This window comes from uncultured Shewanella sp., from assembly GCF_947501225.1.
Taxonomy (GTDB): Bacteria; Pseudomonadota; Gammaproteobacteria; order Enterobacterales; family Shewanellaceae; genus Shewanella.
In genome coordinates this window covers 66,786-88,002 of sequence record NZ_CANMUW010000013.1, presented here as the reverse complement: position 1 = coordinate 88,002, position 21,217 = coordinate 66,786, and the positions used below count along the sequence as shown (strand labels likewise).

Genomic DNA, 21,217 nt, shown 5'->3' with positions numbered 1-21,217 from the left:
TCTTATACTTGTTTACTTAATTGCTGCTCATGTTAGCATAAATCCACATTTCGGACACCGTCAGTTACACCCTTCTAACTTGGTGATAATTAATGTGATTTATCTTGGTTGTATGAGCAGTATGCTTCATGCCAGCTGAGGCTTAGCGTTAGCCGACGATCCCCAGGACCCTATGTTTAAATTCGGCTCCGCTTTCCAGCACAAATTTACGGCAAGCTTCAATATCCACACCTTCAAGCCCGTCGATGGCTGACACCTGAACCGTTTCGATATAGTCCGGAGCGAGGCGAATAAAGTCACAAACTGCCTGATATGAGTTCTTTAGTTTAGGCCGGCAGTGGTTGAGGTAGGCCTGCTCTGTGTCTGCATTCAGGGAGATGGAGAGTGCGTCGACCGACTCTGCCAGCTCAGGCAGGATATTGCGTCTGTGAAACAGGTTTCCCAACCCATCGGTATTAACCCTTACAGAGCCTCCCCTGCGCTTTATCTCTTTGGCCAGAGTCAACAGGGTATCCAGGTTGAGGGTCGGCTCGCCATAACCACAGAATACATATTCATCGAAACGCTCTACATCGCCCAGAAGAGGGATGATCTCTTCGGCTTTGGGCTGATGAATCAGATCTAACTGATACTCATGGACCTGCTTGCTGCCATTATGCTTGGGGCAGAACTGGCATCTTAAGGTGCAGCGACCTGTGATATTGAGATAACGGCTGTTACGGATATCGTAAACCAGAGTGGCACTGAGCTCTTCGGAGGATGAATGTGTTACAGCTTCGCTGGTTAACTCGACCTTAGATGAGTCGGTTTGGCTTGAGAGAGTCATAGAGGGAGATATAGATAAAACAATAGGGTCGAGTCTAACCTAATGCCCGTTAGGAAACTGTTGGTCAGATCGAAAAAGGGAGGCCAGGCCTCCCTTTTTATCTCAGACTATTAAATTAGCTTTAAATGCCGTGCTCAGGCTTCACTGCGATCCGGTTCTGGCTTAGGTTGCCACCACCACAGGTAGAAGCGTCGAATACCCCGTCTGATATCATCCAGGATGATATACAGCAGCGGCACAAGAACCAGGGTCACTACCGTAGAGAACAGGATACCGAAGGCGAGAGAGGTGGCCATCGGGATCACAATCTTGGCCTGCAGGCTCTTCTCCATAATGATAGGCACCAGGCCGACGAAGGTCGTCAACGATGTCAGTATGATAGCCCTGAATCGGTAGCAGCCCGACTCTATCGCGGCTTGGGTGATAGATTGACCCTGGCTACGTGCCTTGTTGACAAAGTCGACCAGGATCAGGGAGTCATTTACCACCACACCCGCGAGTGCGACGATGCCACACAGGCTCAGGATGCTCATCGAGAGCCCGAGAATGAAGTGACCAAACAGTGCGCCAATCATACCGAAAGGGATCACCGACATGATGATCAGAGGTTGGCTGTATGACTTGAGCGGAATCGCCATCAAGGCATAGATGGTAAAGAGTGCAAAGAAGAATCCCTGCATCAGACTCACCAGGGCGCTCTGCTCATCGGCGCTTCCCCCATCGAGAGAGGTCGATATCTGTGGATATTGTCCCTCAAGATATGGCATGAACTCCTTCTGAATCTCAGCGACAATTTTTGAGGGTTCGACCTTATTCTTATCTGCGTTGGCGGTAATGGTTATCGCCCGACGGCCATCGACCCGGGTTATCGATGAGTAGGAATCACCCAGCTCAATCTCAGCCACGGTTGAGAAGGGAACCGAAATGCCCGATGGCGTTCGGATCATCATGTTTTCCAGGTGACCCACGGTGCGGCGCTGCTCCAGCGGGTAGCGCACCATCACCTTCACCTCCTCCTTATTGCGCAGGATCCTCTGTGCCTCAAAGCCATAAAAACCGTAACGAACCTGGCTGGCCAGATCAGACAGTGTCAGACCCTGAGCTTCCGCTTCCGGTTTTATCTGCAGGCGGATCTCATGGCTGCCCGATGAGAAGTTATCGGCAATATCATAGACTCCCTCGTAACTCTTAAGCTTCTGCTTGAGCTCGGTTGAGGCCTGAGACAGCTGCTCCAGATTGCTCGATGTCAGCCTGAAGGAGATGTCGCCACCTGACTCATTGGTACTGGCGTTGATGTTAAGCTTCTTGACCGCAATAAGCTCCGGCAGCTGCTCACGCCAGGCTGTCGCAATGGTGACGCCATCCACGTCACGATCTTCGCCTTTGGTCAGCTCGGCAAAGATAAATGCCGAAGTTCGTGAGCTCATGTTGATGAAGCTATGTTTAACAACCGGGTAACCGTTGTCGGCCTCCATCCGGCTGTTCATCGTATAGAGGGCCTCCTCTATCTCCTTGACCACCTTGAGGGTGTTGGATTCGGAGCTGCCCTCATCCATCTCCAGCTGTACCTGAATAAAGTCGGAGGGGATATCGGGGAAGAAGACCCAGCGCACCTTACCACTGACGACGAGGGCGATAGATAGGATGAGTACACCGATAAAGGTGGCGACCACGTTATATCTCTGCCTGATGCAGCGCTCGAGGAACACACGATATTGATGATGGATAAAGTACTGCACCTTATCGTTTAATTTTGCCTTGAAACGCCCGAAGCGCCCGAGTTGAGACCTTGGCTTCAACGGTTTCATATGGGCTAAGTGAGCGGGCAGGATAAGCTTGGACTCGACCAGTGAGAAGAGCAGGCACAGGATAACGATCATGCCGATCGATTTCCAGATGATTCCCTGTGGTCCTGAGACCATTAACATTGGCATAAAGGCCGCAATCGTGGTTAACACCCCGAAGGTTGCCGGCATGGCTACCTTCTTGGCACCTTTGACCACATTGTCGAGTGAGTGACCATGCCGCTCAATCTCGGTATAGGCACTCTCTCCGATAACGATGGCGTCATCGACCACAATACCCAGTACCAGAATAAAGGCAAACAGTGTCAGCATGTTGATAGAGAGCGAGAAGGGCTCCATCGGCATCAGCAACATGGCTCCCAGGAAGCAGACAGGGAGCCCCATCATGACCCAGAAGGCGAGTCTTATCTCAAGGAACAGGGCGAGAATAATGAAGACCAGCATGGCGCCATAGAACATGTTGGATAACATCATGTTCAAACGCCCCTTGAGATAGTGGGTCAGGTCTCCCCAGGTATCAAGTTTGGCCGAAGCCGGCAGAGTTTCACGTTTCTGCTCTATATAGGCTTTTACCTCCTGGGAGATATCCAGAGCATTTTGGTCATCGACGCTGGTGACTTCTATGATGGCGGCGGGTAAACCGTTAAAGCGGGTGTACTCCAGCCGCTCCTCAAATCCGTCCTTAATGGTTGCGACCTGAGGCAGCATGATACGGCTGCCATCGGGACGGGTTGAAACGACTATGTTCGAGAAGTCATCGCCGGTATAAGCCTGCCCCTTAGTACGAAGTAATATATCGCCATCCTGGGCGCGAATTGAGCCTCCGGGAAGATCGATCGATGAGTTGCGTACGGCCTGAGCCACCTGCGCAAAACTTAACCCATACTCCCTGAGTTTATCTTCAGACAGCTCAATGCCTATCTCATACTCTCTGACACCTGTGACCTCGGCGCGGGTGACAGAGGGAAGGGCGGTAATATCCTCTCTGATGCTCTTAGCCAGCTCTTTCATCTCATGCAGGTCCATATCACCATAAACAGAGACCCAGATGACGTTGTTTTCAGGTTTAATCCGGTAGATGTTGGGCTTTTCGATATTATCCGGGAAGGTGGAGATGGCATCGATTCTCAGTTTTGCTTCATCGAGGATATCCTGAGGATCGTAGCTATCCTCCACCTCAATGGTCACCGAGCCCATCCCTTCACTGGCAACCGAGGTCACCTTCTTGATGCCGTTTATATCTTGAATCGACTCCTCAATTTTAATGTTGATCCCCTCTTCAATCTCTTGAGGGGCGGCGCCGGGGTAAGCCACGGAGATCCGCAGGTAGTTCAACTCAAATGAGGGGAAGACCTCTTTATTTATCAGTACCGCACTGAATAAGCCGCCGATGATCAGGACCCACATCAACAGGTTTGCTGCCACGCTGTTACGGGCAAACCAGGCTATCACTCCTTTTTTGGTATCCATTATTGATCACCTGCTACGGCGAGATGCTGTTCCTTAGGCGCATCGGCATCGAGAGTATCTGTGCCGCTGTTATCGGCTTCCCCCAGGATCTTCACTAACTGGCCATCGGTGATGTTATTGAGTTTAGTGAGCGAGATCCGTTCGCCATCATTCAGGCTGCCTTTGATATAGACACTGTCGATATCGGTACGAACGACATTCACTTCACGTAGTTCGATAACATTGTCTTCAGATACCACAATCACCTGGCCGTTACGAACGATATGTCGGGGAAGCTTGACTATTCCCTCTACGGTGCGGCCCTTAATGACGGCCGTGACGAAGGTGCCATATTTCAGTGGCAGTTGTCCCTCGATACGCCCCTCCCTGAGGTAGGGGTCTTTTATTTCGGCCACGAGATAAACCATACGATTTTCGGCATCGATAACCCCTTCGCTGCGTATGATGTTGCCGGTCCAGGTCACACTCTTACCCGCTAAGGAAGCACTCAATGTTACCTGGGTATCCGGATTGTCCACCGACTCAAGGTAGGCCAGGTCGTTATTGGCTAAGGGGAGGCGTATCTCAGCTATTCGGGTATCGTAGAGTTCGCCTAAGTTGGTGCCTAAGGTGACATACTGGCCCAGATCGACGTTACGGGACTTGATAATGCCTTCGAAGGGAGCGCGAATGATAGTTCTCTCGAGATTACGCTGGGCGCGTGCCAGAGCCGCCTGGGCAAACTTTACATTTGCCTGCTCTTTTTTCAGTTGAGGTAAGCGTAAGCCCAGCTCCGGTGGTAGCCCGCCGTCGTAACCAGCCCAGTCCTTCTTCGCGACCTCGCCTCGGGCGATCTCCTCTTCCAGCGCCGCTTTTGCCTGTGCCAGAGACGCCTGGGCCTGCATCAGATCGGCTTCATAATCTGATGGCTCGATAACGGCAAGCTGTTCGCCTTTTTTGACCACGCCACCTGCGACGAAGTTAGGCGAGATGGTTAACAGCCTGCCCTGAACCTCGGTAACCAGCTGAGTCTTATTTTTTGGGGTGACGACGCCATAGGAGGGCAGGTTTAGCGAGACAGTTTGCTGCTTTACACTCAGCACATCAATAATTGGCAGGGGAACCTGCTCCTCTTTCTGCTCAGGTGCTTCTTTGGTACTGATAAGGAGGGCCGCCCCTCCGATAAAGACGAAAAGAATAAGGAGGGGAGAAGATCTCCTGAGTATTGTTTTTATCATTGTTATCCCGCTTTTCCATGCTGAAATTTTTCTAGCTCCTAAATTACCAGAGTAGCGGGGAGGGATACATCTGTTTTTGTAAATAAAATGTATCAAATTACTCGGGCCAGGAGGAGAACAGTCGAAAATTATCAGCCGGAACCCGTTAAAAGCACTATCTTTTTTAATTCCAGAGCTTACGGGGGGGAGTTGTTACGAACTGTAAGTGCTTGAGGTTCTCTATGTAGGAGCGGCTTTAGCCGTGAATGATTAGGCTTGAGAGCAATTTTTCTGTTGTCTCTACTTAAGTCGGACTCAGGTTGATTGTTTGTAAGGCAAAAAAAAGAGCCGCAGATAGCGGCTCTTATACAAGAATTTAACTCGGCACTAAGTGCTTATAGATAAGCGTTACTTTTTCTTCTTCTTTTTGTTTTTCTTACTGTAATTCTTGTCACCCGGTTTTACCTTGTTTTTCCCCGGTGGCTTAGCTTCTTTATTTTTAGGTCTGAGATCTTTGATATATCGACGTTTAAGCGGTTGACCCATGTATCGCTCAATCTTGCCTACGACGCGAATGTCGTGGGCTTCGACTAAAGAGATGGCCGTTCCCTTTGCGCCCGCGCGGCCGGTACGACCGATACGGTGGACGTAGGTATCGGCAGATCTGGGCATATCGAAGTTGATCACATGAGAGATGTCATCGACATCGATACCACGTGCGGCCACATCGGTCGCCAGTAACACGTTGACCTCACCCTTTATGAAGCGTCCCAACGCCTGGAAGCGCTGCTTCTGCTCCATGTCGCCACGCATAAAGCTACAGGGAATGCCGGCTTTCTGCAGCTGGCCTTCCAGGCTGGCGACCGCTTCGCGGGTCTTAACGAAGACGATGGCTCGCTTGGTATCCTCCTGTTGAAGAATGCTACACAGGAGTTTGAATTTGTGCTCTTTATCATCGGCGATATGGATCCACTGATGGATCTTCGCCTTTTCACTGCGAGGGGACTCGGCTTCAACTTTTACCGGATCGGTCAGCAGTTGGTGAGAGAAGCGGCCAACATCACTGCCTTCCAGAGTGGCAGAGAACAGCATAGTCTGTTTACGGCCGACAGACTCGATAGCTATGGTTTCGACGACGGCAGAGAAGCCCATATCCAACATTCTGTCGGCTTCATCGATAACCAGAACCTCAACCTCTTCGGCATTAAACTTCCCTTTGTCCAGATATTCCATCAGTCGCCCCGGGGTCGCTACCAGGATATCTATGTTGCCTTTCAGCGCTTCCTCCTGCGGTCCATATGGCACTCCACCTGTGATGATGGCGGTATTGAAGTCCAGCTCTGAAGCCAGATGAGAGGCATATCTGTGTATCTGACTTGCCAGTTCCCGTGTCGGCGTCAATATAAGGATACGGGCCTGACCCGAAAAGCGTCTCGGAAAATCGATAAGGTGCTGAAGCGCAGGCAACAGGAAGCTGGCTGTCTTACCTGTACCAGTCGGTGCACGCGCAAGAATGTCCCGCTGATCCATGGCCAATGGGATCGTTTGTTGCTGAATGGTGGTAGGCTTGTGATGGCCCATGGCTTTCAATGACTCTAACAGGATAGGGTCAAGCAGGAGATCTTCAAATAGCATGTGCGGCGTCTCAATAAATAACAGCCGCACATTATAAAGGTTAATTGCGCCAACTTAAATCTTTTGTTGAGTCAGAGCGAGGGAAAGGGGCCGTGAGGGAGCAGGCCGGGTCTCCGTGTGCTCATCCCTGGAGGTCATGGCTGAGAGCCGGTTTCTAATATTTCAGATAGAAGCCCGTGATCAGCTGCCTCATCTGCTCGGTATAGCGGCCATCGAGCTCTTTGATATAAAAGTGGTCGGTATTGGGCCTGTCACGCCGCTCTTCTGTGTCTGTCGTTCTATGGCGCAGGGTGAACAGGTGACGATGTGGGGCTTTACGCTGCGAGTCTGAAATGTCCGTTATCCGGGTAAACTCAAGGGGCGACTCAGCCAGTTCAAGTTCAAAGTCTCCCATACTCTGGCTGGGGAGGATCAGGCTTGCCGTCCCCTCGGGGGAGAGTAGCGTGGCGATCGATTCGAGTAGTGCGCCAAAATCAAGTGTGTCTGTATGACGAGCCTGCGCCCTGAGTCGGTTTTTCGATTGAGTTCCTCCCTTGAAGTAGGGGGGATTGCAGATGATGTGATCGAACAGGGAGGAGTCAGATTGCAGATGATGTTTACAGAAATCCTGCACGCTCGTGTGCATCAAAGTTAATCTGGAGGCCCAGGGGGAAGCGGCAAAGTTCTTTTGGCAGGCGTTCGCCGCGGTATCGTCAAGCTCTACCGAAGTCACCTCGGCCTTGCTGCGCTGAGTCGCCATCAGACTGAGTAAACCGCTGCCGGCACCGATATCCAGAATGTTTTGTGCATCAGACAGGGGAGCCCAGGCTCCCAGGATCACGCCATCGGTACTGACGGGCATGCCGCAGCCGAAGTCGTCGATATGAAACTGTTTAAAGGTAAATGGCATCAGGTTTATTTATTACTTAGTAAAATTGGCGGGAATTGTACTCTATCCCGGGAGCGATGAGGAGTCATGAACTGCCGCTTTGTGCCGTTGTAATCTGTCGTCTGACTCACTGGAGGCCTGATAAATGCTAGCTTTAAGTGATCTGTGTTATCGCTTTGTTTTTTAGTTGTTATAGGGGTGGTGTTGTTTGTTCCCGGTTTGAGCTGTTTCCTTGTAAAGTTTGGCTGGTTTTGGTAATAGTATGCTTCCGGAATGGGGCTTGGCGCCCGGTTTCGGGTAGGTAAACCAGTTTTTAAGCAATTTTAGCGTCAGTTTTTCCCGCTTCTGTTCATAAACTCGCCAAGTATCGGCCAAATTTACCACGGACCTGTGTAATTCAAACTTTACACTTTATTTTTATATCTCTATGTTAGTGGTGCCTGAAACGGGCGTAATAATTTGAGATCGTTAAAAACACAAGATGATGGGGCAAAAAGTGCAAAATAAACAGATGAGTATAGGTGATACCTTAGGGTTAGGGTTTATGACCTTCGCCTTCTTTTTGGGAGCGGGTAACCTGATATTCCCACCACTGGCCGGCTTTCTGGCGGGTGAAAACATGACGCTGGCCATGATTGGTTTCTTAATTACAGCGGTGACCTTGCCTCTGATCACTCTGATAGCCGTGGCTAAGGCCAACGGTAAGGTGATGGGACTCTTGCCTGCATTCGCTGCAACCGCTTTTGCCGTGGCCATCTATATCGTTATAGGTCCTGCCTTTGCCGCTCCCCGTGCCGGGCTTGTCGCCTATGAGATGGGCTTTAAACCTTTTCTGGAAGATAGCAGTGCGACCTTTATGGTTGCGGGGCTAGCCCTTAACGTATCTCAACTCATCTACTCAGTTATCTTCTTCGGTGGCGCCATGTTACTCGCGCTTTACCCGGGCAAGCTGCTCGATAGCGTTGGAAAAGTATTGACCCCTATCATGTTGATACTTTTGGTGGGGCTGGCTGCCTCTGTTTTCATGTTGCCGGGTGCCGAAGTCGGTCAGGCCGTTGGTGATTACCAGTCCAGCCCGTTAACCAAAGGGATCCTGGAAGGGTATAACACCATGGATACCCTGGCGTCTCTGATCTTCGGTATGTTGATCATCGATATTCTTCGCAGAAAAGGGATCAATGACAGCAAGCAGCAGACTAAGTATCTGATCAGAGCCGCCTTAATTGCCGCCGCCGGGCTTGCCTTCGTCTATATTTCACTCTTCTATCTTGGCGCGACGGCCGGTGATATTGCCGTAGGCGCAGATAATGGTGGTGTGATCTTAACCAACTATGTAAACCATGAGTTTGGCAGCTTAGGCCAGGTACTGTTGGCTGCCGTTGTGACGCTTGCCTGCCTGACAACGGTTATTGGTCTGGTTACCGCCTGCGCCGAGTTTTTTAATGAGTTGTTTACCGGCATCTCATACCGTAAGTTTGTCATCATCATCAGCCTGATATGTGCAACGGTTGCCAACGTAGGTCTGTCACAACTGATCAGCATCAGTGTGCCGGTGCTTTACACCATCTACCCGGTGGCTATCGCCTTAGTTGCGGTGACCTTCCTGACCGAGAAGTTTGCTATGCCTGAGTTCTCCCACCGTGTCGTGTTGAGCGTTGCCTTGCTGTTCGGTGCTATCGACGGTTTGAAGGCCGCGGGCATCAACGTTACTCTGGTTGATTTTATGCCGCTGCATAACGAAGGCATGGCCTGGTTGTTGCCGACGGCTTTGACCATTCTGGCTTGTCTGTTCGTTAAAAAGCCAAAGTCCGAGCCATTGTTGAACTGATTTCCTTTCGTTACTAACCTGGCTTAGAATGAGGCGTAGCTGTTTTCAGCTACGCCTTTTTTATAAAAATTTCTGTTAAAAATGCAAAACAATTAAGGAAACAGATTGGCAGAGTCCACAGAAGAAACCTATTGCCCCGATCCGCTGATCGAGCTCTTTCTCGATGACTTGTGGTCGAGTCGAGGCTTGAGTGATAACACATTGTCTTCCTACCGGACCGACCTGACCCATTTCGATCGTCATATTCAACGCGCTGGCCAGCTGTTAATCGAGGTTTCTCAAGAGGGGATCCGCAGTTATCTGGATATCCGTTTCGAGCAGGGATTTGCCCGTACAAGCAGCGCCAGGTTGGTGAGCAGCCTCAGGCGCTTCTACGGATTCCTGCTTATTCAGAAGCGGATCGAAGTTAATCCTGCCGAACAGATTAAACCTCCGAAGATAGCCCGAAAGCTTCCGGGTTCACTCAGTGAGTCCGATGTGGACAGGCTGCTCGGTGAGCCGGATGTTGAGGACTCGATAGAGTGCCGGGATAAGGCGATGTTAGAGCTGCTATATGCCACTGGACTCCGGGTTACCGAGCTGGTGAGTCTGACCATGGAGCAAATTAGTCTGCGTCAGGGGTTGGTGCGGGTGGTTGGTAAGGGGGGAAAGGAGCGCTTGGTGCCTATGGGGGAGCTCGCGGTGGATAATATTGAGCATTATCTCAGTGGGGCGAGGGCGGAACTGTTAAAGCAGAAACAGAGCGATGTGCTGTTTCCCTCTAAGCGTGGAGTGATGATGACGAGGCAGACTTTCTGGCATCGAATTAAACATTATGCCCTTCGTGCGGGTATCTCTGTTGATTTGTCGCCCCATACCCTGAGGCACGCGTTTGCGACTCACCTGCTCAATCATGGGGCTGACTTGCGTGTGGTACAGCTACTGCTTGGCCATAGCGATCTGTCGACGACCCAGATCTACACCCATGTTGCAAAAGCAAGATTGAACCAGTTACACGCCGAGCACCACCCACGGGGCTAAGCTATTGTTGGGTTAGATATTAGGTCTGGTTCCGTACCGGAATGTGACCTCACTACAATTAATGAAATTTTATCGCAGAGATAGCTTTCATATTTTGCTAATACATGGTGTATAGTAAGCGCGCACTAATCTGCTTACAGTTATTATTTGCTTTATTTATATTGAAATTGTAACTTTTCAGGCCTTAATAAGGTCTAATCTTTTATGAACATACCCGAGCAGTAATGACTGAGTAGATTGGGTATAAGTAAACCCTACAAAGAACAGGATATCTAATGAAGTTTACCCGAGTACTTTCTTTGATTTTAGCCGTGGTATTAGCCCCTTTTGCTGTTGCCGCACCCAATACTCAAGCTAATGCTATTGCTAACAGCGCAGAATTAAAACAGAAGTTGACCGATACCCTAAGCGTTGAGGTTCACTCGCTTCAGTTGTCGCCTATCCCTGGTTTATATGAAGCATTAACCAACCGTGGCGTGCTTTATATCTCTCAGGATGGCTCTAAGCTGTTTCATGGCAGTCTATACGATCTCGACAAAGGGATGAAAAATCTGACCGAGGCGGCCATGGCCGGTCCCCGTATGGAGATGATCAAGCCACTCGAGAATAAGATGCTGGTTTATAAGGCTAAGGACGAGAAGCATGTAGTCACCGTATTTACTGACATCAGCTGCGGATATTGCCGAAAGTTACACAATCAGATGGATGAGTATAACGATCTGGGCATTACCGTGCGTTATCTTGCTTTCCCTCGTCGTGGGGTTCCTTCGGCGAATGCCGATGAGATGGAAGCGGTATGGTGTGCAGCCGATCCTCTGACTGCGATGACCGAAGCTAAGGCCGGTAAGAGCGTTCAGAAGGCAAGATGTGATGCTAAGATTGCTGAGCAGTATCACCTGGGTCAGAGCCTGGGGATTAACGGTACACCGGCAATTATCTTAGAAGATGGCAGCATGATCCCGGGTTATCAGCCACCAGGAGATCTGCTGCGTGTATTGGAATCGACCAACTAATATCAATTCCATTCCGTATAGAAAGTAAAAAGGCGAGCTTAGCTCGCCTTTTTTGTGTCAGGTATTCTTGTAATGGCGAGATATGAAGATTTGCCAGAATAGATAAATTTGGTGCTGGTATCCAACCACCTCAATCGAGTTTTTGGTGTGTCATCGTCAATGCAGTTTGATATGCTGTGCCCCTTAAGCTCTTCGTCACCCTCGGTGAACATAAGCCATAGATATGAACCGGTATAAGGCAGTAAATCAGTGATCCACAAGATTGTTCGTCGTCCAAAGGTTGATGATAGTCACCTACCCGCTAACCTATCACCCCTGTTAAAGCAGATCTACGCCAGTCGTGGCAGCTCGGCAGAAGAGTGTGAGCTGACGCTTGCCCGGTTGTTAAGACCCGATACCATGAAAGGGCTCGGTGAGGGCGCTGTCATCATCGCCGATGCCATACAGGCGCAGCGCTCTATTCTTATCATGGGAGATTTCGATGCCGACGGTGCGACCTCGACCAGTGTCTGCATGCTTGCCCTCAGCATGATGGGGGCCGCTAAGGTCGATTACCTCATTCCCAACCGATTCGATTATGGTTACGGGCTGAGCCCGGAGATCGTGGCCGTCGCTCATAGCAAGGGAGCAGAGCTGTTGATCACCGTGGATAACGGGATCTCATCGATAGAGGGAGTCGCCGCGGCAAAGGCCAGGGGGATGCAGGTTGTGATCACCGATCACCATCTGCCCGGTGATGTACTGCCCGATGCCGATGCCATAGTGAACCCCAATCAGGTCGATTGTGGCTTCGCCAGTAAATCGATTGCGGGTGTGGGAGTGGCATTTTATCTTATGTCAGCCCTCAGGGCCGAGCTGGCTAAGCGTAACTGGTATCAGGAGCAAGGTCTGGCGGTTCCCAATTTGGGACAGCTACTGGATATCGTTGCCCTGGGAACGGTTGCCGATGTGGTGGCTCTGGATTGCAATAACAGGATCTTAGTGGAAGCCGGCCTGCAGAGAGTCAGAGCGGGACGCTGCCGGGCGGGCATCACGGCCCTGCTTGAGGTTGCTAAACGTAATCCGGCGCGTATCGTCGCCTCGGATTTTGGTTTCGCCGTCGGGCCCAGACTCAATGCGGCGGGCAGGCTGGATGAGATGGCGCTCGGTGTCGAAACCTTGCTCTGTGATGACATGATGAGTGCGAGAAGAATGGCGGCAGAGCTCGATGGACTCAACGCCGAGAGGCGGGATCTTGAAGCCGATATGCAGCAGGAGGCGCTAAAGAGCCTGGCGTCGGTAGAGCTCGATGAGGCCGAGCTTCCCTGGGGGATTGCGCTCTTTCAGGAGGATTGGCACCAAGGCGTGATAGGCATTCTGGCCTCGCGAATAAAAGACAGGTATCACAGGCCGGTGATAGCGTTTGCCGACGCGGGAGAGGGGGAGATCAAAGGTTCTGCCCGCTCGATCAAAGGCCTGCATATGCGGGATCTGTTAGAGCTGATCAACAGCCGCCATCCCGGCATGATACTGAAATTTGGCGGCCATGCCATGGCGGCCGGGCTATCCCTCAGGGCGAAAGATTTCGCCGCGTTCGAACAGGCCTATGATCAGGGTGTCAGGGAGTTGTTAAAACCCGAGCAGCTGACAGGCGAACTGGTCACAGATGGTGAGCTGACTCCCGATGATATGAGGCTTGAGGTTGCCTGGGAGCTGAGAAACGCCGGCCCCTGGGGGCAAGAGTTTCCCGAGCCGCTGTTTGATGGTTACTTCAGGGTGATCCAGCAGCGCATCGTGGGTGAGAAACACCTTAAGCTGGTGTTAGAGACCGAGTGTGGTCAGCTGATGCTCGACGCTATCGCCTTCAATGTTGACCTGACCACCTGGCCGGATGCGACAATCAAGCATGCTCGCGTGGTGTATAAGTTGGATGTGAACGAGTTCAGGGGCAATCAGACACTGCAACTTATGGTGGAGCAGATTGAGGCTATGTAGTCACACAGGTAGCTGAAGTCGTGGCGTTACCTCTTCAGTCATTTTTATTTAGCTGAAAATACTCATGCTGGCTCGGGAGATTGGGGGGAACTCGCATGCCTTCAGTGCCGCTTATCACAACCGCACTCAGACATCTTCCCGGCCTTCATTCGAAGGCCTCGGGCTTGAGTTCGACAGGCTGAGCCTAGGCTGCTGTCACTTCCGCTTCGTCGCAGGATTGAGTTTTTTCGGCGCTTTGCTCATGTGATTGATGAAAACAGCTCTCTTCACTCAAAGGAGCGGCTGCACTCACTAAAGCATTTACCCATAAACCTTCAAATTTTTTCATAATGACTCCGGTATTTAAGATCGAAGTCAAAGTACGTGAGCACGGTTTATAAGTAAAATGAATTAATTCCATCAAGTGCATTCCAAAGTGGCATGAATATACCGATTAAGAATCTACAGTGTTTCCTGACATTAGTGGAAACCCGCAGTTATACCCGCGCCGCAGAACAGCTGCACCTGACTCAACCGACACTGAGTAAGATGATAAAGCGTCTCGAGGAGAGTCTGGATCAAGCGTTACTGATCCGAAATAACCAGAAGGTGATATTGACCGAGGCCGGAGAACTGCTTGCCAACAGCTCGCGGAAGATCGTGGGTCAGTGGCATAGATTTCAGGAAGACCTCAACAGTCTGAAGGGGCTTAAAACGGGCCAGTTGAGACTCGGCGTATGTCCCATGATGGGCGGGATCATCATCTCCTTGCTATCGGAGTTTCGCAGCCGCTACCCGGGAATTGAGCTTCAGATCCAGGAGTTGGGCGGGTTCGGCGCGGAGGAGGCCCTGCTCAACGACAGCTTAGATCTCGCCTTTACGGCCCTGCCGACCACCCATGCCGAGGAGTTTCATTGTCAGCCATTAGAGGAGTACCCGCTGCAGGTATGCCTGCCGGCCGGGCACCCGCTTACAGACAAGGCGTTTATCACCTGGTCAGATCTAAGGGACCTGCCTTTCGTGCTCTATAACGATGACTTTTCCTTGGCAAAGTTACTCACCCGTCTGAGCCGCGAGGCTGGTGTCGAGCTCAATATCGCCTCCCAGAGCGGCCAATGGGACTTCATCGGCGCCATGGTCGAGTCCAACGTCGGCGTTGCCATACTGCCCCAGCCCATCTGTGACAAGATTGGCTCGGATAAACTGGTATATAAACCCATGTCACCCAAGCTGACCTGGGATCTGGCGCTGATATGGCGTAAGAACCTGCCATTGACCCCCGCAGCAGAGGCGTTCGTTCGACTGGGAGAAGGATGAACTTTGGCCTTCGAATGAAGACAGATTACATTTTTGTTTTGGTGGTTGATGTTGGGTGGTGTGCTGAAGGTCGTACCTTCATGGTTATCTATCACCTGCGGTGAGCTGAATGTGTGGATACTTCTGTGACACGACACGAGTATATCCCTATAGTCTCGGCCGTGACATTCCTGTCACGGACGGTCACAGCCGCATCCACACTTGATGATTCAAAAGAAAGTTATTTCTTCGATTGAGGTTATCTTAGTTAAGTTGCTAACAAGGAAATCCCCCAAGTGAGTTGGCAGATAATTTCGTCAACTCCGGATTAATAGCCTTTTCCATATACAAACTAATCGAAAAATGGATGGAAGGCTTAGTCCAACATTGAAATGTACGAAGAATAGATATCCCATAAAAAATGCCGTTCACGTTAAGTGAACGGCACTAACCATTAGAGCGTTTCTCTATTAATGGTAAATTTTAAATCGTTTAAGAGACAGGGATCGCCGATTAGAAGTTGTAACGTACACCAACGGTGAATACGTTGTCATCTGCTAGGTCCATCTTAACGCCTGAAACCTTGTAGTCACCTTCGTACATAGCGTAGTGGCCATATACCATAGTTGACTTAGCGATCTTGTAGTCAGCACCAACAGTGATAGCTGTGATGTTTACATCAGTAGTATTTTCAGTTTGGATACCAGAACGCTTAGCGTATAGACCAAGACCTGCTTCATCTTTACCGTACTCAGCTTTAAGGTTTACGCCGTTCAGGTTGTAAGCAACGTTGACGAAGTATGAGTTACCTTCAAGGTTAGTCTTGCTGACGTGCTCAGAGTTCTGGAACAGGCCGCCTAGCTTGAAATCCCCCAGTTTAACTTGAGCAACACCACGGTATGCATCGATGCTAGAGATACCTTTGTTGTAGGCACCAGCAACGTAGAAGTTTTGTGCCTTAAGTTTCTTATCACCGATAGTCGCGCTAAATGCATATTGGCTGTCATCAGAAGCCTGGTTGTCTTCCATCAGGTAAGTTGCGTTAAGTGTTACCAGATCGGCAATCTTTGGCGAGTAGTACCAGATACCATCGGCAGAACGAGTCTGAGCGCCTACAAGACGATCGATATCGGCGTTAGTGTTACCGAATAGGTCGATGCCACCTTCAGCTTGCTTGAATACTGTGTCGTTACGACCAACAAGTACGGTACCGGCAGTAGTCTTAAGGCCTAGGAAAGTGTTACGAGCCTTGAAAACATCGCTGTTAGAAGAGGTGTTTTCAACCTGGAATTCCATCTGGTAGATAACGTCGATGTTGTTAGCGATAGTTTCGCTACCCTTAACGCCTACGTGAGAGAAGTTGTTCTCCAGAACTGTGCCTTCTTTACCTTCACGTGAAGTCAGGCCTGTGTCAGAGTTAGTCACAGACAGATCCAGACGACCGTAGAAGTTAGGGCCATCGGCTAGCGCGCCAAATGAAGCCATTGTCAGTACTGATGCAACTGTTGCTGAGATTAGTGTTTTTTTCATGTTTTAAGTGCTCCCAAGAACCTAGGTTCTTCTTAATTTATAAGTGTTATTTATGGTTTATTACGTTTGCTACAAGCAAACATCCTCGTAGCAAACATAAGGTCGAATTTACGGTTTTATTTAGAACTAACGCTTCTTGGAGTAGCTAGCAGCCTCTTCACCAGCGAGTCTGCCGAAGGTGATGATATCTGAGATAGCGTTACCACCTAAGCGATTGGCGCCATGGACCCCCCCAGTGACTTCACCGGCACCATATAGCCCGGGAATAACCTGCTTCTTGGCATCTAAGATCTCAGCCTTAGTATCTATCTTAACGCCGCCCATAGTGTGGTGAACGCCCGGAGTCACTTCGATGGCATAGTAGTTACCTTCATCCAGTGCGCGAGGTAAATTTGGACGCTCGAAATCAGTGTCCTTACCACTGGTCACGAAACTGTTGTAACGAGAGACGGTTTCAGTCAGTGCCTTACCGTCGATGTTTTCCATCTTACCTAGCTTAACAAGCGTATCGGCTGTAGGTGCGACGCCCAGGCCGATGTACTTATCGATCTTCTTCAGAGACTTACGTACAGAGTCATCGAAGATCAAGAAAGCAGATTTACCTGTTTGTTGCAGAATCGCAGCAGCGGCCTTATCACGAGTGGTGATCTCGTTGACGAAACGCTTACCTTCACGGTTAACCAGGATTGCACCGTTACCACGTACGGCTTCGGTGACCATCACGCCACCTTTCACAGAAAGCGTTGGGTGAGCCTGAATATACTCGAGGTCTTTCATTGCTGCACCGGCGTTACCCGCGACATCTAGACCATCACCGGTTGCACCAGGCTGGTTAGTCGATACGAAGCCTTTCAGCTTAGGATCCAGCTTAGCAACACGCTCATTATTCTTACCAAATCCTCCGGTTGCCAGAATCACTGCGTCGGCTTTAATCCAGTAGTAGCCTTTGTACATACCCTTAACCAGCAGGCCTTTAACGTTACCGGAGTCATCTTTAAGGATCTCGATACCACGGGTGTTCATACGCATATCGATTTCGCGCTTAACCGCATTATCATAAAGCACCTGAATGACGTGCGCGCCGACACCTGCACCACCGGTTGGACGGTGAGTACGGTTAACCGATGCGCCACCCATACGGCCTACATCGCTCAGGTCAGCACCCATGGCTGTCATCCAGTCAACAGAACCTTTTGAGTGAGAAACCAGCACATCTACCAGTGCAGGGTCGTTGATGTTACGTCCACCTTTCATGGTGTCTTTTGTCATCAACTCAAGGCTATCTTCGATGCCTTTAGCTTTTTGCTGATCGGTCCAGGCAGCATTCATACCGCCGGCTGCAAGTTTCGCATTACCACCGATGACTGGCTCTTTCTCGATAAGAATTACTTTCGCGCCCTTATCATGGGCAGCAACAGATGCAGAGAAACCAGCTCCGCCAGAACCTACGACAACAACATCGACAGTGTCTTTAGGTGCACTGGCCAGTGCCGCTTCACGTTCAGACTTATCCTTAGCAAGCTCGGCGATGCTTGGCTCGTGGCGCTCCCACTTGCCTGCATATGGCATATCGAAGTCGAAGCTATGGCAGGAATCACAATAGACCATAGATTTTTCGTGAGCGCTGTGACAAGAGGTACAAGCAACGTCACCAGGGAAGTGAGAGTCGTGAGCGTTGTAATGCTCATGTTTAGTCTCTTCAGCAACCTCTTCCATTGTACCGTGGCAAGAGACGCACTGCTCATTTTCATGGGTAAGGCTATCGTTAGATAGCTCGCCATCCGGGGTATGGCAGCTTTCACACTCTTGGTTTTCACCATGGAAATCGGCAAGCGTATCCGCAGCCATAGTATTAGCGGCAAACCCCGCTGTGCCAAGCAACGTAGCCAGGTAAATACTTCTTTTTAGCATTCTCATCACATCTCCTCACTGTTATCAACATGGTGATGTTCTACCTTTAGTTACAGGCACTCAACCAAACCCCTTGGCTAGGGTGCAGAAATCTAATCCGCTTCACAGGTCCATCTGGACGCCATGCAAAGACGCATAGATTTATAAGGTGTTATGCAATTTTACATAGGAGGTAGGTACGAAGGTCACAGATGGAGGCGGCAAGAAGCTAAATCAGGCCTCTTCGACATCAGGGCGAGGTTTCACAAGGTGAAACTCTCAGAGCGAGAGATAGGGTGAATATGGTATGGCCATGTGCTTATGAACGAGAAGTAGGGAAGCTGAATTGGCATTTGTATACGGATATATTTTGTCGAACCGACATTTAAACATGGAGGTTGTTTGTCACGGCAGAGCCCACAGGCCGAAAATGGTCCCTACATTTTATGGCACTCCCTATATCCTTGTAGGTCAGATCTGCTTGCAACGGTATCCATACCTAAAGGCAGCTCGGTATCCAATTGCTTCCTGCATAAAAGCCAGTTCAACATCCTTGTCTCATGTTCATAGCACATGGTTTCACCATATTCACCCTCTCGTTCATAAGCACAGAAACCAAAGGTTGCTATTCACCGTGCCTCAGAAGTATCTGCACATAAGGTCGAGCTTTCACATTCATGTGATCACGACATTTGTGTATCCATACACGGCACGAGCCGCAGGCTATAGATTAATTTGAAGTTAAAGGCTTCAGAAAGCTAACCCAATAGGCATTTAGCCCAATGAACCCAACCTGAAAAGATATTTGAAACTTGTTATCCGACAAGTAAACAGCTCTCTATGTATAAAAAAAGCCACCCGAAAAGGGTGGCTATATGATGCTATTGAGCTACGAGCTACGAGCTACGAGAAAAAGTAGCAATAAAACGGTCTACTTAACCGTTTTAACACCCTCTGGGGTACCCACTAACAGCACGTCTGCGCCGCGCATGGCGAAGAGGCCGTTGGTAACAACACCGACGATGCCGTTGATCTGCTCTTCAAGCTCCTTAGGGTTCACTATCTTCATGTTGTACACATCTAAGATAACGTTGCCGTTGTCGGTGACCACGCCTTCACGGTAGACAGGATCGCCACCCAGCTTAACCAGTTCGCGAGCGACATAAGAGCGTGCCATCGGGATAACCTCTACCGGTAGCGGAAATTCACCCAGAACATCGACCTGCTTTGTGTTATCTACGATACAGATAAACTTATCAGCGACAGCTGCCACGATCTTTTCACGTGTCAGTGCGGCGCCGCCACCTTTGATCATATCCATATGGTCGTTGATCTCATCGGCACCATCGACATAGACAGACAGTTGATCGACTGAGTTAAGATCGTAGACCGGGATACCCAACGCCTTCATCTTCTCGGTTGAGGCTTCAGAGCTCGATACCGCACCGTCGATATCGGCTTTCATCGTTGCTAAGGCATCGATAAAGTGGTTAACGGTTGAACCGGTTCCCACGCCTACGATACTGTCTTTCTCAACGTATTGTAGTGCAGCCCAGCCTGCGGCTTTTTTCATCTCATCTTGTGTCATACTTGATTCCTGTAAGGAGTATTTTCAAAAATTCTGACGTTATTATACTCTCACTTGGTTGAAACTGCAGTGCAAATACTTCACTTTCAAGCGAACTTGAGCCCATTTTCAACTTATCTGCCGCTATTAGCGGTTCCCCCATATTTGTAGCCACCAGGTCAGGGCTTTTTGAGCTGAGGCCGGGCGTGATGAGCGGGGCGGATCATCAACTCATGAACGACTTGCCGTGGTTCCGACCAGCTTCTGCCACCAGGTCAAATCTGTTTTAAGCAGCGGCAGGGCGCGATGTGCCAGACGGCTTATCAGTTCATGATCGGCGCTGGGTTGTAACTGCTCGGCAGTGGCGACGCCTCCGGTAGGTTTCAGGCTTCTGACCCCCTCTTCGATAAGCAAGCTGAATACTCCGCCACAGTTACGGCAACAGGTTTTATCTCCCTGCTCCATCTCTTTGTATACAACCACAACAGGACCGCAATTGGGGCAGACCTGTAGTGGTGTATGGTGGTCGCTATGTAACACTATGGCATCGATGTCGTGTCTGTCGATGGAGCAGAAATGATCGACAACACTGCTGTTAAACTGAGAGCCTCTGTTCTGGCGCAGTATCTCCAGCGCCCTGTCGACCCCCATCCCATTGCGGTAGGGACGGTGGGATGTCATGGCGTCGAAGGCGTCGGTAACCGAAATAATGCTGGCATCGAGATTAATTTGCGCCTCACTCAGGCCATTGGGATAACCTTTACCATCGGGTCTTTCATGGTGGGCGAGGGCGCCGTTAATCGCCAGTTCGCCCAGGGGGTGGTGCTTGAGCACTTCGGCCGCGATACTCGGATGGGTTTTTATCACCTCATATTCATCATCGGTGAGTTTATCTCTCTTATTCAGGATCGCATCGGGAACACCTACTTTCCCCAGGTCATGCAGAAAGCCGGATAAACCTATACGCAGGCGGGTTCTTTCATCCAGGTTCATCTCTATTGCCACCAGTTCACTGAGTTGTGCGACGCGCCAGCAGTGGCCACCTGTGTAGGGATCTCTGGCTTCAACTACGGCAGCCATGGAGTATAAAGAGCGGAGTAAGTCGAGAGATTTCATATATTATCCTTATGATTAACTGTCCATTTTTTAAATCAGCGGGTAATACTAATTTGCATTCTACTAATAGACCGTGAAAGCGGGAGGAAAATGTCACACTCTGGATAAATTTAACTATAGGCTAAAGATGGTGGTGGCAATAAAAGGATTGCAGGAGTAGATTTAGACTCCATCATATTATTGAGTGTTTGTTGTTGGTCAGTG

Annotated in this window: 15 protein-coding genes; 5 read left to right on the top strand and 10 right to left on the bottom strand. The window is 50.0% G+C overall.

Annotation, left to right across the window (positions count from 1 at the left end):
- Nucleotides 1–148: 148 nt before the first annotated feature.
- The 5 genes from Q1B47_RS16840 to Q1B47_RS16820 form a co-directional block, all read right to left on the bottom strand.
- Nucleotides 149–826, bottom strand: a complete 678-nt coding sequence (locus Q1B47_RS16840) for a TatD family nuclease-associated radical SAM protein (protein ID WP_299796074.1) — start codon at nt 824–826, stop codon at nt 149–151.
- Between the two features lie 134 nt (nt 827–960).
- Complete coding sequence (locus Q1B47_RS16835) at nt 961–4,101, bottom strand: efflux RND transporter permease subunit (protein WP_299796071.1); 3,141 nt, start codon at nt 4,099–4,101, stop codon at nt 961–963.
- Complete coding sequence (locus Q1B47_RS16830) at nt 4,101–5,318, bottom strand: efflux RND transporter periplasmic adaptor subunit (RefSeq protein WP_299796068.1); 1,218 nt, start codon at nt 5,316–5,318, stop codon at nt 4,101–4,103. Before Q1B47_RS16830 ends, Q1B47_RS16835 begins: the two co-directional genes overlap by 1 nt.
- 387 nt (nt 5,319–5,705) lie before the next feature.
- Nucleotides 5,706–6,932 carry an ATP-dependent RNA helicase SrmB gene (gene srmB, locus Q1B47_RS16825; RefSeq protein ID WP_299796065.1) on the bottom strand — a complete coding sequence of 409 codons (1,227 nt, stop codon included), beginning with the start codon at nt 6,930–6,932 and terminating at the stop codon, nt 5,706–5,708.
- A gap of 154 nt (nt 6,933–7,086) precedes the next feature.
- Nucleotides 7,087–7,821, bottom strand: coding sequence for a methyltransferase (locus tag Q1B47_RS16820; protein WP_299796062.1), 735 nt, complete (start codon nt 7,819–7,821; stop codon nt 7,087–7,089).
- 463 nt (nt 7,822–8,284) lie between these two features.
- Between Q1B47_RS16820 and brnQ the strand changes: the two genes are divergently transcribed.
- From brnQ to recJ, 4 genes are all read left to right on the top strand, one after another.
- Nucleotides 8,285–9,628 carry a branched-chain amino acid transport system II carrier protein gene (gene brnQ / locus Q1B47_RS16815; protein ID WP_299796196.1) on the top strand — a complete coding sequence of 448 codons (1,344 nt, stop codon included), beginning with the start codon at nt 8,285–8,287 and terminating at the stop codon, nt 9,626–9,628.
- A gap of 105 nt (nt 9,629–9,733) precedes the next feature.
- Complete coding sequence (gene xerD / locus Q1B47_RS16810; protein WP_299796060.1) at nt 9,734–10,648, top strand: site-specific tyrosine recombinase XerD; 915 nt, start codon at nt 9,734–9,736, stop codon at nt 10,646–10,648.
- Nucleotides 10,649–10,923: 275 nt separating this feature from the next.
- Nucleotides 10,924–11,661: a bifunctional protein-disulfide isomerase/oxidoreductase DsbC gene (gene dsbC, locus Q1B47_RS16805; protein ID WP_299796057.1), complete on the top strand. Its 738-nt coding sequence runs from the start codon at nt 10,924–10,926 to the stop codon at nt 11,659–11,661.
- Nucleotides 11,662–11,910: 249 nt separating this feature from the next.
- Entirely contained in the window at nt 11,911–13,635 is a 1,725-nt protein-coding gene (recJ, locus tag Q1B47_RS16800; protein WP_299796054.1) for a single-stranded-DNA-specific exonuclease RecJ, read from the top strand.
- 184 nt (nt 13,636–13,819) lie between these two features.
- Here the strand turns inward: recJ and Q1B47_RS16795 are convergent, their stop codons facing one another.
- Nucleotides 13,820–13,963, bottom strand: coding sequence for a hypothetical protein (locus Q1B47_RS16795; protein WP_299796051.1), 144 nt, complete (start codon nt 13,961–13,963; stop codon nt 13,820–13,822).
- Between the two features lie 92 nt (nt 13,964–14,055).
- Here Q1B47_RS16795 and Q1B47_RS16790 point away from each other — a divergent pair, with 92 nt between their 5' ends.
- A complete protein-coding gene (locus Q1B47_RS16790) occupies nt 14,056–14,931 on the top strand; it encodes a LysR family transcriptional regulator (protein WP_299796048.1) in 876 nt (291 codons plus the stop codon).
- Nucleotides 14,932–15,423: 492 nt separating this feature from the next.
- Here Q1B47_RS16790 and Q1B47_RS16785 read toward each other — a convergent pair whose 3' ends face one another.
- From Q1B47_RS16785 to Q1B47_RS16770, 4 genes are all read right to left on the bottom strand, one after another.
- Nucleotides 15,424–16,440 carry a porin gene (locus Q1B47_RS16785; RefSeq protein ID WP_299796045.1) on the bottom strand — a complete coding sequence of 339 codons (1,017 nt, stop codon included), beginning with the start codon at nt 16,438–16,440 and terminating at the stop codon, nt 15,424–15,426.
- A 126-nt stretch (nt 16,441–16,566) separates the two neighbouring features.
- Nucleotides 16,567–18,357, bottom strand: coding sequence for a flavocytochrome c (locus Q1B47_RS16780; protein WP_299796042.1), 1,791 nt, complete (start codon nt 18,355–18,357; stop codon nt 16,567–16,569).
- A gap of 904 nt (nt 18,358–19,261) precedes the next feature.
- A complete protein-coding gene (gene rpiA / locus Q1B47_RS16775) occupies nt 19,262–19,918 on the bottom strand; it encodes a ribose-5-phosphate isomerase RpiA (protein WP_299796039.1) in 657 nt (218 codons plus the stop codon).
- A gap of 210 nt (nt 19,919–20,128) precedes the next feature.
- On the bottom strand, nt 20,129–21,013 hold the full coding sequence (locus Q1B47_RS16770) for an HD-GYP domain-containing protein (RefSeq protein WP_299796036.1): 885 nt from the start codon (nt 21,011–21,013) through the stop codon (nt 20,129–20,131).
- Nucleotides 21,014–21,217 lie beyond the last annotated feature (204 nt).

Excerpts from the sequence above, each read along its gene's own strand:
- Q1B47_RS16840 (WP_299796074.1), bottom strand. The coding sequence starts at position 826 with ATGACTCTCTCAAGCCAAACCGACTCATCTAAGGTCGAGTTAACCAGC.
- Q1B47_RS16835 (WP_299796071.1), bottom strand. The coding sequence starts at position 4,101 with ATGGATACCAAAAAAGGAGTGATAGCCTGGTTTGCCCGTAACAGCGTG.
- Q1B47_RS16830 (WP_299796068.1), bottom strand. The coding sequence starts at position 5,318 with ATGATAAAAACAATACTCAGGAGATCTTCTCCCCTCCTTATTCTTTTC.
- srmB (WP_299796065.1), bottom strand. The coding sequence starts at position 6,932 with ATGCTATTTGAAGATCTCCTGCTTGACCCTATCCTGTTAGAGTCATTG.
- Q1B47_RS16820 (WP_299796062.1), bottom strand. The coding sequence starts at position 7,821 with ATGCCATTTACCTTTAAACAGTTTCATATCGACGACTTCGGCTGCGGC.
- brnQ (WP_299796196.1), top strand. The coding sequence starts at position 8,285 with ATGGGGCAAAAAGTGCAAAATAAACAGATGAGTATAGGTGATACCTTA.
- dsbC (WP_299796057.1), top strand. The coding sequence starts at position 10,924 with ATGAAGTTTACCCGAGTACTTTCTTTGATTTTAGCCGTGGTATTAGCC.
- Q1B47_RS16795 (WP_299796051.1), bottom strand. The coding sequence starts at position 13,963 with ATGAAAAAATTTGAAGGTTTATGGGTAAATGCTTTAGTGAGTGCAGCC.
- Q1B47_RS16790 (WP_299796048.1), top strand. The coding sequence starts at position 14,056 with ATGAATATACCGATTAAGAATCTACAGTGTTTCCTGACATTAGTGGAA.
- Q1B47_RS16785 (WP_299796045.1), bottom strand. The coding sequence starts at position 16,440 with ATGAAAAAAACACTAATCTCAGCAACAGTTGCATCAGTACTGACAATG.
- Q1B47_RS16780 (WP_299796042.1), bottom strand. The coding sequence starts at position 18,357 with ATGAGAATGCTAAAAAGAAGTATTTACCTGGCTACGTTGCTTGGCACA.
- rpiA (WP_299796039.1), bottom strand. The coding sequence starts at position 19,918 with ATGACACAAGATGAGATGAAAAAAGCCGCAGGCTGGGCTGCACTACAA.
- Q1B47_RS16770 (WP_299796036.1), bottom strand. The coding sequence starts at position 21,013 with ATGAAATCTCTCGACTTACTCCGCTCTTTATACTCCATGGCTGCCGTA.